This window comes from Bacillus sp. FSL K6-2431 (genome assembly GCF_038005165.1).
GTDB classification, from domain to species: Bacteria; Bacillota; Bacilli; order Bacillales; family Bacillaceae; genus Bacillus; species Bacillus pumilus.
In genome coordinates this window covers 3,277,645-3,291,032 of sequence record NZ_JBBOSQ010000001.1, presented here as the reverse complement: position 1 = coordinate 3,291,032, position 13,388 = coordinate 3,277,645, and the positions used below count along the sequence as shown (strand labels likewise).

The 13,388-nt window shown below is 42.0% G+C and carries 15 protein-coding genes and 1 tRNA gene; 3 read left to right on the top strand and 13 right to left on the bottom strand.

Going from position 1 to position 13,388, the window contains the following annotated elements; all coding sequences use genetic code 11:
* Positions 1-127: 127 nt before the first annotated feature.
* Both MHH40_RS16605 and MHH40_RS16600 read left to right on the top strand, forming a co-directional pair.
* Positions 128-1,690 (top strand): T7SS effector LXG polymorphic toxin, encoded by a 1,563-nt coding sequence (locus tag MHH40_RS16605; RefSeq protein ID WP_050943627.1) that lies wholly within the window; start codon positions 128-130, stop codon positions 1,688-1,690.
* Between the two features lie 16 nt (positions 1,691-1,706).
* On the top strand, positions 1,707-2,045 hold the full coding sequence (locus tag MHH40_RS16600) for a hypothetical protein (RefSeq protein ID WP_050943626.1): 339 nt from the start codon (positions 1,707-1,709) through the stop codon (positions 2,043-2,045).
* Between the two features lie 338 nt (positions 2,046-2,383).
* Here the strand turns inward: MHH40_RS16600 and MHH40_RS16595 are convergent.
* The 10 genes from MHH40_RS16595 to MHH40_RS16550 all read right to left on the bottom strand — a co-directional run bounded on the left by MHH40_RS16595 (position 2,384) and on the right by MHH40_RS16550 (position 9,949).
* A tRNA-Arg gene (locus MHH40_RS16595) sits at positions 2,384-2,457 on the bottom strand.
* A gap of 120 nt (positions 2,458-2,577) precedes the next feature.
* A complete protein-coding gene (locus MHH40_RS16590) occupies positions 2,578-3,102 on the bottom strand; it encodes a YfcE family phosphodiesterase (protein WP_050943624.1) in 525 nt (174 codons plus the stop codon).
* Positions 3,103-3,116: 14 nt separating this feature from the next.
* Positions 3,117-3,719: an XTP/dITP diphosphatase gene (locus MHH40_RS16585; RefSeq protein ID WP_181185471.1), complete on the bottom strand. Its 603-nt coding sequence runs from the start codon at positions 3,717-3,719 to the stop codon at positions 3,117-3,119.
* 10 nt (positions 3,720-3,729) lie between these two features.
* The gene (gene rph / locus MHH40_RS16580) at positions 3,730-4,458 is read right to left on the bottom strand and encodes a ribonuclease PH (protein ID WP_003216792.1); all 729 of its coding nucleotides are present in this window, start codon (positions 4,456-4,458) and stop codon (positions 3,730-3,732) included.
* A gap of 151 nt (positions 4,459-4,609) precedes the next feature.
* Positions 4,610-5,671: a GerMN domain-containing protein gene (locus MHH40_RS16575; RefSeq protein ID WP_137054884.1), complete on the bottom strand. Its 1,062-nt coding sequence runs from the start codon at positions 5,669-5,671 to the stop codon at positions 4,610-4,612.
* A 101-nt stretch (positions 5,672-5,772) separates the two neighbouring features.
* Complete coding sequence (gene racE / locus MHH40_RS16570) at positions 5,773-6,591, bottom strand: glutamate racemase (protein WP_095117850.1); 819 nt, start codon at positions 6,589-6,591, stop codon at positions 5,773-5,775.
* Between the two features lie 7 nt (positions 6,592-6,598).
* Positions 6,599-7,039, bottom strand: coding sequence for a MarR family winged helix-turn-helix transcriptional regulator (locus tag MHH40_RS16565; protein ID WP_003216546.1), 441 nt, complete (start codon positions 7,037-7,039; stop codon positions 6,599-6,601).
* Positions 7,040-7,188: 149 nt separating this feature from the next.
* Positions 7,189-7,413: a spore germination transcription factor GerE gene (gene gerE / locus MHH40_RS16560; RefSeq protein ID WP_003184172.1), complete on the bottom strand. Its 225-nt coding sequence runs from the start codon at positions 7,411-7,413 to the stop codon at positions 7,189-7,191.
* Positions 7,414-7,618: 205 nt separating this feature from the next.
* Complete coding sequence (locus tag MHH40_RS16555) at positions 7,619-8,935, bottom strand: CitMHS family transporter (RefSeq protein ID WP_050943621.1); 1,317 nt, start codon at positions 8,933-8,935, stop codon at positions 7,619-7,621.
* Positions 8,936-9,088: 153 nt separating this feature from the next.
* Positions 9,089-9,949, bottom strand: a complete 861-nt coding sequence (locus MHH40_RS16550; protein WP_050943620.1) for a LysR family transcriptional regulator — start codon at positions 9,947-9,949, stop codon at positions 9,089-9,091.
* 135 nt (positions 9,950-10,084) lie between these two features.
* Here MHH40_RS16550 and MHH40_RS16545 point away from each other — a divergent pair, with 135 nt between their 5' ends.
* On the top strand, positions 10,085-11,215 hold the full coding sequence (locus MHH40_RS16545; RefSeq protein ID WP_340901338.1) for a 2-methylaconitate cis-trans isomerase PrpF family protein: 1,131 nt from the start codon (positions 10,085-10,087) through the stop codon (positions 11,213-11,215).
* A 27-nt stretch (positions 11,216-11,242) separates the two neighbouring features.
* Here the strand turns inward: MHH40_RS16545 and MHH40_RS16540 are convergent, their stop codons facing one another.
* The 3 genes from MHH40_RS16540 to sdhB form a co-directional block, all read right to left on the bottom strand.
* Positions 11,243-11,962: a biotin--[acetyl-CoA-carboxylase] ligase gene (locus tag MHH40_RS16540; protein ID WP_335365428.1), complete on the bottom strand. Its 720-nt coding sequence runs from the start codon at positions 11,960-11,962 to the stop codon at positions 11,243-11,245.
* A gap of 78 nt (positions 11,963-12,040) precedes the next feature.
* The gene (locus MHH40_RS16535; RefSeq protein WP_106029055.1) at positions 12,041-12,502 is read right to left on the bottom strand and encodes an acyl-CoA thioesterase; all 462 of its coding nucleotides are present in this window, start codon (positions 12,500-12,502) and stop codon (positions 12,041-12,043) included.
* Between the two features lie 121 nt (positions 12,503-12,623).
* Positions 12,624-13,388 carry a succinate dehydrogenase iron-sulfur subunit gene (sdhB, locus tag MHH40_RS16530; RefSeq protein ID WP_050943616.1) on the bottom strand — a complete coding sequence of 255 codons (765 nt, stop codon included), beginning with the start codon at positions 13,386-13,388 and terminating at the stop codon, positions 12,624-12,626.

Sequence of the window (13,388 nt, the reverse complement as noted above, 5' to 3'; positions counted from 1 at the left end):
CTAGGAAGCTGTCGTTTATGCAGCTCCCTTTCTTTATGTGAACCCTCTCAAATTTCTACATTAAAGCAAAAACAACTGGAATTAAAAAGAGGGAAGTAAATGAGTAGAGAAATTAAAGGAGAATGGAATGAAAACCCTTGACGTCTTTGAGTTGAAGAATGGAATTGACCAAACGCTGAACAAGTTGAAGCAACAATCACAGAATGTTAAGTCCCTAGAAAAACAAATCAATCAAATCATCTCCTTAGATAGCGCATTAAAGGGAGAAGCTGGACAAGCAATAAAAGATTTTTATATGGAGTGTCACATTCCCTTTTTGCAATTCTTTCAGATCATCATTGAAGAATACAGTGGTGCGCTAAAAAAGACAAAACAGGCACTTCATGCTTTTGAATCAAACCCGAATGGTTTTATCTCTCAATCATTCATTGAACACGAGCTTGACCAAGGGTTAAAAAAAGACGAACGGGCCATTTCTGATATCGTATCAGATGTTAATCAAGCCATTGGCAGAGTAAACCATATTGTGCATTTGCCTCATGTAGACGAATCTACTTTCCAACAAAGCTATCAAAAAGCATGGCTCGAGACGTCCAAAACCATTGGACTACTTCATGCATTTGACAGAGAACAAACAAGTGCTCTAAATGAAACAAAAAGTTCCCTTCACACAATGAAGCAATACATAGATACTTTAAGCAAGATGTTCACTGGCCCGAAAATTGAGATGACCAGTTATCAAAAGGGCTCTATTTTCAAAGATGGAAAAGAAGAAAAAATCAAGAGCACCATCAACGGATTGAATGAAAAAATAGACAACCCTAAAGAAAACCCAATGATGATCATGCTCAAGAAGCTGAATGAAAAAGAGCGATCGAATGTGGATACGGTTGTGAAGAAGAAACCATCTAATAAAATCAATCAAAACGCCGTGATCGTAAATAGAAAAGTATATAATACAAATGAAAAGATTGACTTCGCAAATGCCAAAACAGTTGAAGTTATTCGAGATGGAATGCTGTATCGGTTACGAATATCGGATCAAAACAAAGTGAATATTGAAAGCATCACAAAGATTTCTGATGTGAAAACGGGAGAACAAACCTCAAACATCTTAAATACGGCGGTTGAATTTACAGGAATAAATGATGCAATTCGTGCCATCACAGGGAGAGATCCTGTAACAGGTGATAAAGTCGCTGACATGGACCGTCTAGTATCAAGCTTGTACATGATACCAGGAGCTAAAATCGCTAAAGTTGGAAAATATGTTTTTAAAAAAATGAAAGGAGAGAAAGTAGCCAAGAAGATTGTTAAAACACCTTCCTTCGGCAAACACTCCGTACCAAAAGGTCCGTATCGTGAAGTAAATGGTTTCCCTGCAAAGGTAAAACCAGGAGCTCAAGAGAAACATATTCCTGATGCACCTAACTATAAGCAAGAAGTTGCGAATGGCCGTCCAAATAAAAGCATTTTCAATGGAGATAATCAAACAGCACAAGAATTGCTAGATAAGTTCGCTGGGAAAGGTACAAAAATAGGTGAGCACAAAGAAAGAGTAGACTTTGGCCAAGTGATTGGAAAATACTATGATAAAGATACCGGTAAGTATGTGGAGACTACTAGAGGCTTAATACACTACAGCAAAAACGGCGCTCATATAGTACCATCAGAGCCTTTAAAACCATAAATTAAGGAGGATTCGAATGGGATATGATCCATTAATTTCAGCATTACGAAAATATAAAAATAACGATTTGATTTTAGAATGGAAAAACGGTTTAAAAGTTATTGGGGAATCTGACACACTTTATGAAACAGATAACGGATTGGAAGATGATGATGTCAATTATACAGAGTATGACGCAGTCGCATTTCAAGTTAATAACATCTTATCGCCCCCCGCTAATAACGACTGTGATATATACGATTGGTTAAAGCAAGAAAAAAGTTCCTTAATTGAAATTTCACTTTATAAAGATACACCAAATGCAGTATATTTAGCAGACGGTCAAAAATTATGGGAATTGGACAGTGATAATTAACAAAGGAAGGCCCCTCCAAATTGGAAGGGCTTTTCGTTTGTTTTTGCTTTACCTCAATATATTAAGTAGCAACCCTACAAATAAGCCCATTTTCAATTTATACATTTTTGATTTTGATCCATTTACGTTCATAGTCATTGAAGAAGCTAATCAGAAATCAGCCACCCATCTTGATAGCTTCTTTGATACAAAAATAGGGAACGGAAATACTTAAAAACAAATTCGCCCCCAACCCGCTCCCTAAACTCTAATTTGAAGCAATAATCGATCTTATGTTCCAAGAAATAAAAAAGCCTGAAATCCTTTCATATCAAGGATTTCAAGCTTTTACATTAGTACGTCCCAGGAGAGATTCGAACTCCCGACCGACGCCTTAGAAGGGCGTTGCTCTATCCAGCTGAGCTACTGGGACATGTTGTTATGTAGTGTTCTGTTGGTGAGTACCTCACCGACAAGATTTATTATATTACTATTGTTCTTTAAAGTCAACGGTTTTTCGAAAGTTTTTTCATAAGGGGCAAATGCTGCACCCTTATGAAATACCTTCCAATGTGACAGTGTTTTCGAGGTCTTGTATGGCTTGACCTTCGTCTGTGAAAAACTGTACGTTCGCTTCGCTTCCATCTAGTGTCAGTATAGCGTAGCTGCGCTCTTTACGCACTCTTGGCAGGTGCACGCTGCCTGGGTTAATGAGCAGTTTTCCTCTTAGCAGCTCACTGCCTGGGATGTGCGAGTGGCCAAAGCAGATGATGTCTGCGCCTAGCTCTTCTGCACGGTAGTAGACTTGAAGCAAGGATTGTTTGATGCCATGCAGATGTCCGTGAGTGAGAAATAGTTTTCCGCCACCATCAAGTGAAAGCAGGAGCTCTTCTTCAAAATCGCCCATAAAGTCACAATTTCCTTTGACGACTTTGTATCCTTCGAGAGCTGGGTGGTTCGTTTCGAGTTCTGAATCTCCGCAGTGAATCATCATGTCGACTTCAGCCACATGCCGTTTGGCAATGGTTTGAAGTTCGTCTGTGAGTCCATGACTGTCACTAATGATGAGTATCTTCATGGCTTCATTCCCCCTTATTCATTTGCGTCTAGCAGTGATGAAAGCTTTTGAAGCGCGACCGCTCGATGGCTAATCTTGTTTTTCTCCTCTGGTGATAACTCGGCCATCGTCTGGTCTTTGTCTTTGACGATGAAAATTGGGTCGTATCCGAAGCCGTTTTCGCCGATTGGTTCCTCGGCGATGAAGCCTTCTACTGATCCTTCTACCGTCTTTGTTTCTTTACCCGGTATGCTGACAGCAAGGGCACATCTGAATCTAGCTGTACGGTCTTCTTTTTCAATGCCTTGAAGCTCGCTCAGCACTTTTTCTACATTCTCAGCATCGTTTTTATGTTCACCAGCGTATCTCGCTGAATATACGCCAGGTTTTCCGCCAAGATAGTCAATCGACAAACCGGAATCGTCTGCAATGACCATTTCACCTGCTTTGGCTTGAATCGCCTCGGCTTTGATAATGGCATTTTCTTCGAAGGTTTGTCCTGTTTCTTCAATCTCTTCAGTAAAGCCGATGTCTGCTAGTGTTTTGACCGTGAATCCTTTTGGCTCAAGAATGGCTTTGAATTCTTTCGCTTTACCCGCATTGTGCGTTGCAATGATGGCTGTTTTCATCCTGATCAAACCCTTCTCTTTATTCGATGACTTCTCCTGTCACTGCTTTTTGCTTTTCGATTAATTCTTTGATGCCCTTTTCGGCTAAATCAAGCAGTCCGTTTAGCTGTTCTCTTGAGAATGTCGCTTCTTCGCCTGTGCCTTGAAGTTCAACAAAGCGTCCAGCGCCTGTCATGATGACATTCATATCTACTTCAGCTGAAGAATCTTCTTCATAATTTAAATCTAACAGAAGACCTTGCTGAGAATCAATTCCGACGGATATCGCCGCTAAATAATCAGTGATCGGGTTTTGTTTGATGACACCTTCTGCTCGAAGCTTTTGAATCGCAAGCGTCATGGCGACAAAAGCACCGGTAATAGATGCTGTGCGTGTGCCCCCGTCTGCTTGAATGACATCACAGTCAATCCAAATCGTGCGTTCGCCTAGCTTCTCTAAGTCAACGACTGCACGGAGTGCTCGTCCAATTAATCGCTGAATTTCCATTGTACGTCCTGTCACTTTTCCTTTAGATGATTCTCTAATGGTTCTTTGAGCGGTTGCTCTTGGAAGCATGCTATATTCTGCTGTAATCCAGCCTTTTCCTTGTCCTCTTAAAAAAGGAGGTACGCGGTCTTCGATGGATGCGTTACAAATCACCTTCGTATTGCCCGCTGAGATTAAGACAGAGCCTTCTGGATGCGTAATGTAGCCTGCCTCTATTTCAATTTTTCTTAATTCGTCATAGTGTCTTTCATCTAATCTCATGATTTACCTCCGTTACAATATACATTCCGCGCGGATGCCAGCGGGGTTCTCCTACTAACTTTGACAACCTCGGCTCGTTCTAATCGCTTGGAATAAAAAAGAGGCAGCGAATATGCATGCCTCTTTTTCTCCATTATATCAATGTGTGCCGTTAAAAACTACCTGTATTCACTTGTTCTGGTCTTGAAACCGGCTTTGTCAGCTCTGCTCCTTTTTCGTTCACAAGCTCAGCCTTGCCGTTTACCTTAACGGATACGCTTTTGACGTCCGGCAGCTCTGTTAATGTGAGCACGATGCTATCAAGAACTTTTTGTGAAATCACCTTTTTCTTTTCATCTGCGCTGCCGAAAATGGATTCGTTGAAATCAAGTGTCACATGTCCGTCTTTTACTTTCGGGATATCATTCAGCTTTACATCTTGATCAAAGTCTGTGAGCAAATGGCTTTTTTTGCTTGGTCCAGAGACGAGCTCATCAATGGCTGCTGTAATTTGATCATCCTCATCTTTTGGCGTCCTTTTGGTCACAGGAACATAGTACGTCTGTTCATCAGATTCAGCTAAGTAATAAACTGTCACTGGCTTTGTCGATGTCATATCAGCGGCAGCCTCGTGCTGAATATTAATACCGTCTTCTCTGCTTAAATCATCTGAAATCGGTGTGCCGTTCACAGGCATTTCTTTTAGTTCATGACCATTCATTTTCAATTTGACTTTGGCGACAGAATCAAACTGCGTTAACGTCCAAGTGACCGATTGCAGGATGCGCTGTTCGTCTTCTTTTTTATAGTTTTTGAATTCATTTGAAAAATCTACTACGGCCGTTCCGTCTTTAATGTCGACAGATACACTCGTGTCGGCCGGTAAAACAGCCCGGAATCCATTTGGCATGAGGTTAGAAATCGGTCCTCCGTCCACGAGGTATTCTAAGGTTTGTTTGGCACTCCCCTCATTTTTCGGCAGTGGAATGGATTGAGAAACGACATACCCGTTTTTATCAATTAAATATAATTCTCTCATGACTGTATCTGCCTTCTTCTCTTCTTTTCCTTCTTTCGCTGTTTGTTTCTCTTCTTTATTTTCTTTCACATATGTGACGTTTTGTGGCGGGTCAATCTCTGTTTTCGCTTGGTCTGTTTGAAACAATCCGCATCCTGACAAAAGCATGGCTGACGCGATACACGTCACAGCTGCTGTAGATCCTTTTTTCAGCATACTTCACCCTCCTCTAGTAGTTTGTACTACTATGTATACGAGCTCCTCCTGCGGATTAGACCCTTTTCATAAAAAAATAACCCACTTCAAATAGAAGGGGGTTATTGCTGATAGACGTGTTCGAGTGATACGGTTTCGACCTTCCCTGGCAGGTAGCCAAACCAGTCACGAGCGATGTTTTCAAAATTTTGCTGCTGCCCTGTTGTATAAAATGTATGAACAGGCGCTTCTTTAGAGGTATTTAACAGCCCTTTATAGGAAAGAATCGTACTTGCTTCTCTCGCTGTCTCGTCCCCTGATGAAATGATGCTCACATCACTGCCCATAAAGCGCTGAATCGACTCTTTTAAAATTGGATAGTGTGTACAGCCAAGAATGAGTGTATCAATTCCTGTTTCTTTCATCGGTTCAAGGGAATCTTTCACCACTTCATCTGCTGTCTGATCTAAAAACGTCCCGCTTTCCACAAAGGGAACAAGCAACGGACATGCCAGACTTTGAACCGCTAGTCCTGCTTTTAGGGATAGCAAAGCTTCTTTGTATGCCTCGCTTTTGATCGTATTGGCTGTACCAATGACACCAATCTGCTGATTGTTTGTCACCTTGATGGCTGTGCGGGCGCCGGGCTGAATCACGCCAATGACCGGAATATCAAGCGTTCCTTTGATTTCATCTAGTGCGATCGCCGTCGCTGTGTTGCATGCGATGACGAGCATTTTAATATGATGATGTCTTAATAAGTAGTGTGCCATTTCCCAAGTATATTGAAGAACCTCTTCTTCTTTCCGAGGACCATACGGGCACCGTTTTGTATCGCCTACGTAAATGATTTTTTCTTTTGGCAGTTGTCTCATGATTTCCTTTGCAACGGTTAAACCGCCGACGCCGGAATCAATGACGCCGATTGGTTGATCCAACAAAATCGCCTCATTTTCTTTTCATTTGCTGCTGTAGTTTCGTTAAGGATTGGTTGAAAACGATGGCTTCTTCTTCTGAGAAAGCCCCTAGAAGTTCACTGACGTATTCTTGGCGTTTAACAATCACTTCTTGAATGATCCGCTCGCCTTCAGGCAATAAATGAATGCGAACCACGCGGCGGTCAGAAGGATCTTTTACTCGTTCGACAAGTTCACTTTTTTCCATTCGATCAATTAAGTCGGTGGTTGTACTGCAAGCCAAATACATCTTTTGTGATAGCTCACCTATTGTCATATCTCCGAATTCATAAAGCCACTGAAGCCCTACAAATTGAGGAGGTGTAATCGTATATTGGTTCAGGATTTCTCTGCCTTTTTGCTTAATAATTGCAGCAATATGGCGCAATGATTTTTCAATCTCTGCTACATGGTCGAACTCATTCGTTTCCATTTCATTGATACCTCACTATAGCATCTCACTTTGATTAAAACGTACATTCCTATTTTCCTCGTTTTTCAGAGAAAATGCAAGAAGAGACTCATGGAAACCATATAGAAATAACCGGTTCCTTCCTAGAGTGGAAGGAAAACCGGCTGACTTTAGAGCTCTAGCTCACCCATACGCAGAAGCTCGACTACGGCCTGTGAACGACCTTTGACTCCTAGCTTTTGCATGGCATTCGAAATATGATTTCGAACAGTCTTTTCGCTAATAAAAAGCTCGCTTGCAATTTCTTTTGTTGTTTTATCTTGGACGAGCAATTCGAATACTTCTCTTTCTCTTTTGGTTAATAGCGGCTTGGATTGAAACTCTTTCTCCTTCAAGTATTGTAACCCTCCTTGCTAAGGTGAGAGCTCTAGTCTCTATAGAATGGGATTCTGTATAGTCGAGATATCATATGCCGGCTGCCCGAGGTAGGTGACGTTAAAATCGAGAATTCCTGCATATGAGCGTCCATTTTGTACGGTTTTATCCGCACAAAAAAGGACGAGTCTCCTACCCGAGACGTCGTCCTTTTCATACACGTATTTAAAAGATAGAAATGGCACCTGTTAACAAAGCAATAAGCGTTGTAAAAAGGGCAGTTAACACGGTCCACAGCAATGCGTACCTTTGCAAATCGCCAATATCTTTGTTCAGCATACTGACAAGAAGTAGCGTTGAAGCCACAAGAGGGCTCAGCAGATGAACAGGCTGTCCTATAATAGAGGCGCGTGCAATTTCCACTGGATCAATTCCGTAAGCTGCGCCGGCTTCTGCCAAGATCGGCAGCACCCCGAAATAATAAGCATCATTTGAAAGAACAAATGTAAATGGCATACTCGTTAAAGCCACAATGAGCGGAAAAAACGAACTGTAAGAATCTGGAATTAAGTAAATCACCAAGTTGGCAATCGACTCCACCATTTTTGTCCCCGAAAAGATTCCTGTAAAAATTCCTGCTGCAAACACAAGGGTAATGACCGTTAAGGCATTTCCCGCATGTGATAAGATTCTCTCGCGCTGATCTTCAACCTTTGGATAGTTGATCATGAGAGCGATGACAAATCCAATTAAGAAGAGAACTGGAATCGGTACGATATCTAAAACAAGTGTCGCCATCACTGCAATCGTCAAGAAGAAGTTCACCCAAATGAGATTCGGTCTCTTTATATCTTCTACGCCATCTTCGATTGACGCTGCCAGTTCAGGGGAGATCGAGACCTCTTCTTTGTACTGAATTTCTGCAACCCCAATTCGCTTCCGCTCTTTTTTCCCAAGCACATAAGCAGTAAAAAGGATGAATAGACCGCCAGCTACCATCGTTGGAATTAATGGAATAAAAAATTCAGCTGCATCCAAGCCAAGCGCAGCAATTGCACGAGTAGCTGGACCACCCCACGGGGTCATACCGCTCATAATACCTAATGATAATAATGAAATCGTTCCTAAAATCAACGGGTTCATCCCAATTCTTAAGAAAAGCGGCAGCAAAGCGGATACGGTAATCATGTAAGTTGTCGTCCCATCACCATCTAATGCAACAAGCATAGACAAAATCGCTACCCCAAACGCAATTTTGACAGGATCCCCTTTCACAATACGTAAAATGAGTTTAATCAGTGGATCAAACAGCCCAGCATCCAGCATGACACCGAAGAATAAAATGGCAAATAACAATAAAGCAGCAGATGGCGCAACCGTTTTGAGTCCATCGAGCATCATATCCCCTAACCCACTGTAAAACCCACCAATCAATGCAAAGATGATCGGTACTACGGTTAACGCCACCACCGGATGCATACGTTTTGTCATAATAAGAAATGTAAAAGTCACGACCATTAAAAGCCCTAAAATAGCTAGCACTATATATCCCTCCATCCTCTTCTTTACACGATCAGCAAGCGCCCCTTTGCACTTGTGATCTGAATGTTAGCGCTTTCTATTTCAAGGATATAATAGCTTTTTTCATAATGAAAATATTGATTTTTTCGTATCTTCTATAAATTCTTTTTATAATCAGCCTTGCTGGCTTCTTAAAAATTCGATGAATGCTTTCACAACAGATAAATGAAGGGAGTCAGGCTGGTACATAAGCCATGTATCTCTTAAAACAGGCTGTCCATCTTTATACGAAAGACCTTTTACAAATAGCTCATCACTTGGCCTGAGGCAAATTTCCGGGACAATGGCATAGCCTAAACCGTGCTTGACCATCTCTTTTGATGTATCCTGGCGATCTGTCTCCATCGTCACAAGCGGAGGCATGGCAAACGTTTCCTGCCACCATCTATTAATCAATCGTTTTAATGAACTATCTGTATGATAGTCAATGAGCGGCAGCTTCGGAAGGTCCTTTAGCTGAATTTCTGATTTTGAAATGATACAAAGCCGCTCTTTATCAAGCAAAAACCGCTCTCCATTCCAGTCGTAATCCCCTCTTAAAATCCCTAAATGAACACTTGATGTGCCTAATAAATCCATGACTTTCGTACTCCAGCCTGTATTCACCATGAATTGAACATGTGGATACTGCTTAGAAAATTCTTTTAATATTTCTGGCAGTTTATACTGGGCAAAGTTACTTGAGACCCCCAACCGGATCGTTCCTTTGACCTTTTTTTGCATATTGAGCATGCCATCTTTCGTTTGCTGCAGCTGTTTGAGCATGTCATTTGCATATTTAGCCAAGTATTCCCCCTCTGATGTAAATTCAATTCCTCGTTTTCTTTTAAAGAAAAGCTTCATATCAAACTCCTCTTCAAGCTGTTTCAATCGATAGCTTAAGGCAGGCTGAGAGACAAATAATTTTTCTGCCGCTTTTGTGATGTTCTTTTCTTCATAAAGTACCTTTAAAAACCGCCAATCTTTTTCATCCATTATATGCCCTCCTTTTTTACTAATTATAAAATATTTTTATCGATTTCTCTTAAAATAATGTATTTAACTTATTTCTTATTATACTTTACCATTTTGGTTAGATAAACAGTTAATTAAAAATTGAGGGTGAGAGTAATGAGAAAAGTTCCAATCACAATCATGCGAGGCGGTACAAGCAAAGGAGTATTCATTCACGCAAACAATGCACCATATGAACACGATGAGCTCGAAGCATTTCTATTAGACATTATGGGCAGCCCTGACCGGCTACAGGTCGATGGAATCGGCGGCGGTAATTCTTTAACAAGCAAAGTAGCCATTATTGATAAAGCCACACGCCCGGATGTGGATGTGAACTATACATTTGCACAAGTCAGCATCAATGAGAGATATGTCGACTTTAAAGGAAACTGCGGGAATATCTCATCAGCGGTTGGGCCATACGCCATCATTAAAGGACTTGTTCAAGCGGTTGAGCCCATTACGACTGTACGTATCCTCAATACCAACACAAATAAAGTCATCGTAGCAGAGGTTGAGGTTGAAAATGGCGAAGTGAAATTTGAGGGAGATGTAGAAATTCCAGGTGTAAAAGGGACAGGATCTCCCATCTATCTATCCTTTGAAAAACCTGAAGGCGCTGTGACTGGTAAAACCTTTCCGACAGGGAACCGCATGGATACGATTCAGACAAAATTCGGAGAGATTCCGATCTCGATCGTTGACATCGCAAATCCCATTGCCTTTGTCCGTGCGAAGGATCTTCATTTAAAAGGAACCGAATTACCTGAGGAGTTTACAGACGCATTACTGAATGATTTAGAAGAGATTCGTTCCATCGCTGCTGAAATGTGTCACTTTGCACCAAAAGACATGGCGACATTACAGTCACCAGCTGTTCCAAAGCTTGCGATCATTAGCGAGCCTGCTGATTATGTGGATACAACCGGAGTGATGAGACGAGCAGCCGATATGGATATCATCGTACGCATGTTATCGATGCAAAGACCACACCAAGCGCTTGCCATTACCGGCTCTGTCTGCGTGTCAGCCAGCTGTTTTATGGAACATACGCTTCCTGCACAGCTTTATAATGGACAACATGATACGCTTCGAATTGGGCATCCTGCCGGGATAATGCAAACGGACATTGACGTGTCCCAAAATAGAGTCAAAGTCATTCGAACTGCAAGAGAAATTCTAGACGGGGTTGTCTTTACGAAACAAGATTATATTGTGCAGCCTCATATTAAAAGAGAAGCCTAAAGCAGACGAGAACATCGTCTGCTTTTTTTAATGCTGAAGCGGGGCATCAATATCTCCGGCAGAATGAGCTTTGATCTGTCCTTTATCATCTTTTAGCTGAAGATGACCAAAGCGGTTAACGCCGCAGCAAATGCCTTCTTCCCATGTTTGTTTTTCACGATCTAACGAAATGCGAAGCGGCTTGTTTAGACGATATAACCGTTTATTATAAAGGGCAGTGAGTGCTTCAAACCCTTCATTCTGCCAGCGTGTATGGTATTTTTTAAAAGCCGCTGCCAGGTCTTTCACTAGCTGATCAGCTTTCACCTCTGTCAGCTCTGATAAGCAAATGGTTTTGTACGGGACATGCTCCGGCTTCGTCTCTACATTGATGCCAACACCGATATAAATGGCGCTGCGATCTGCTTCAATTAATGTGCCGGATACCTTTGCTTCATTAATGAGGATATCATTCGGCCATTTGATCGCCAGCTGATCGTCCGCTCTTATGAGTGGTTTCAGCACATCATAGATTGCTAGCGCTGTTAGCGGGGCGATCGTTGACTGGGTGGAGAGTTCTTCTGGCGGCATGACTGTCATGGTCACTGCCACATTCCCTAAAGGTGTTTCCCACGGCCTGCCGAGTCTGCCTCTTCCTTCTGTCTGCTGGCGTGCATAGACAGCAAATGAGGGCTTTTCTCCTTGCTGCATGAGCCTTTTCGCTTCATTATTTGTACTATCAATGGTGTCATATTGAAAAATCTTCATGTGTTCTCCTCTTGTTTCTTCTTGATATGGTGCTTTTATTATAACAAAATGGAGCGTGCACGTTGATGAGGTAGCATGCTACTCTTTTCTCTGCGCCCTAAATGTCTCTTTTTCTTCTTCAGTAAATGGGACAGATGTGCCTGTGTCTTTACTAATTTGCACCATGGTGACTGAGCCTGTAAAGCATGGCTCCTGCTGTTCATTTTCTCCTAAATAATGAAGAATGAGTGAGCTTGAGCCGACCTTCTCAGGCTTAACATACACTCGAAGCCTCTCTCCAATCTCTACCTGCTTGATGTAATCACATTGCAGGTTAGCGACGACTGTCATGGTTTCTCGCACACGTTTCATCCGTTTATCAACAATTCCTGTTTTTTGAAAAAAGGCAATGCGCGCCTCTTCAAAATACACAAAAGGGGTAACATTGTTCATGTGGCCAAACATATCCGTTTCTGAAAACCGAACGGTCGTTTCGACATAAAATCGAAAGGATGCCCTCCACTCTTCAAACGGTGCTTCAATATATGACGGCAATCTCACTTGATCATCTCCTTATTTGGAAACAAAACGCCTCTCCCGTATTGGAAGAGGCGTTTGTTTCAATATTGCATCCAGCCTCTTAAACACTCATCATGATTGGCAAAGAGGACTGAATGTGATGTTATTCTGCGTGATCGCTTCCGAAGAAGTTACGGAATGCTTGTAAAGTTGTATCTCGGTTAAGTGCAGCAATTGACGTTGTCAGCGGGATTCCTTTCGGACAAGACTGCACACAGTTTTGGGAGTTCCCACAGTTCGCAAGACCACCGTCCCCCATAATTTCTTCTAGACGGTCAGACTTATTCATTGCACCTGTCGGATGTGCGTTAAATAAACGAACTTGCGAAAGCGGTGCAGGTCCCATAAAGGAAGATTTATCATTCACGTTTGGACAAGCTTCAAGGCAGACACCACATGTCATACATTTCGAAAGCTCATAAGCCCATTGACGTTTTTTCTCAGGCATTCTTGGTCCAGGACCAAGGTCATACGTGCCATCGATCGGTACCCATGCTTTCACCTTTTTCAAGGAATTGAACATCCGGCTTCTATCAACCTGCAAATCTCTCACAACCGGGAATGTCTTCATCGGCTGAAGACGAATCGGCTGGTCTAATTGATCAATAAGAGCTGTACATGATTGGCGCGGCTTTCCATTAATGACCATAGAACAAGCTCCGCACACCTCTTCAAGACAGTTCATATCCCAGTTGATCGCCGTTGTTTTTTTCCCTTGTTTATTGACCGGGTTCCGTCTAATTTCCATGAGTGCGGAAATGACGTTCATATTTGGGCGGTAAGGGATTTCGAATTCTTCATCATAAGGCTTTCCATCTGCTGTATCTTGACGTGTGATTATGAATTGAATCGTGTTTTTTTCACTCAT

Coding starts and splice junctions, on each gene's coding strand:
- MHH40_RS16545 (WP_340901338.1), top strand. CDS start 10,085: ATGAGAAAAGTTCCAATCACAATCATGCGAGGCGGTACAAGCAAAGGA.
- sdhB (WP_050943616.1), bottom strand. CDS start 13,388: ATGAGTGAAAAAAACACGATTCAATTCATAATCACACGTCAAGATACA.
- MHH40_RS16540 (WP_335365428.1), bottom strand. CDS start 11,962: ATGAAGATTTTTCAATATGACACCATTGATAGTACAAATAATGAAGCG.
- MHH40_RS16590 (WP_050943624.1), bottom strand. CDS start 3,102: ATGAAGATACTCATCATTAGTGACAGTCATGGACTCACAGACGAACTT.
- MHH40_RS16575 (WP_137054884.1), bottom strand. CDS start 5,671: ATGCTGAAAAAAGGATCTACAGCAGCTGTGACGTGTATCGCGTCAGCC.
- MHH40_RS16600 (WP_050943626.1), top strand. CDS start 1,707: ATGGGATATGATCCATTAATTTCAGCATTACGAAAATATAAAAATAAC.
- MHH40_RS16565 (WP_003216546.1), bottom strand. CDS start 7,039: ATGGAAACGAATGAGTTCGACCATGTAGCAGAGATTGAAAAATCATTG.
- MHH40_RS16605 (WP_050943627.1), top strand. CDS start 128: ATGAAAACCCTTGACGTCTTTGAGTTGAAGAATGGAATTGACCAAACG.
- MHH40_RS16550 (WP_050943620.1), bottom strand. CDS start 9,949: ATGGATGAAAAAGATTGGCGGTTTTTAAAGGTACTTTATGAAGAAAAG.
- rph (WP_003216792.1), bottom strand. CDS start 4,458: ATGAGATTAGATGAAAGACACTATGACGAATTAAGAAAAATTGAAATA.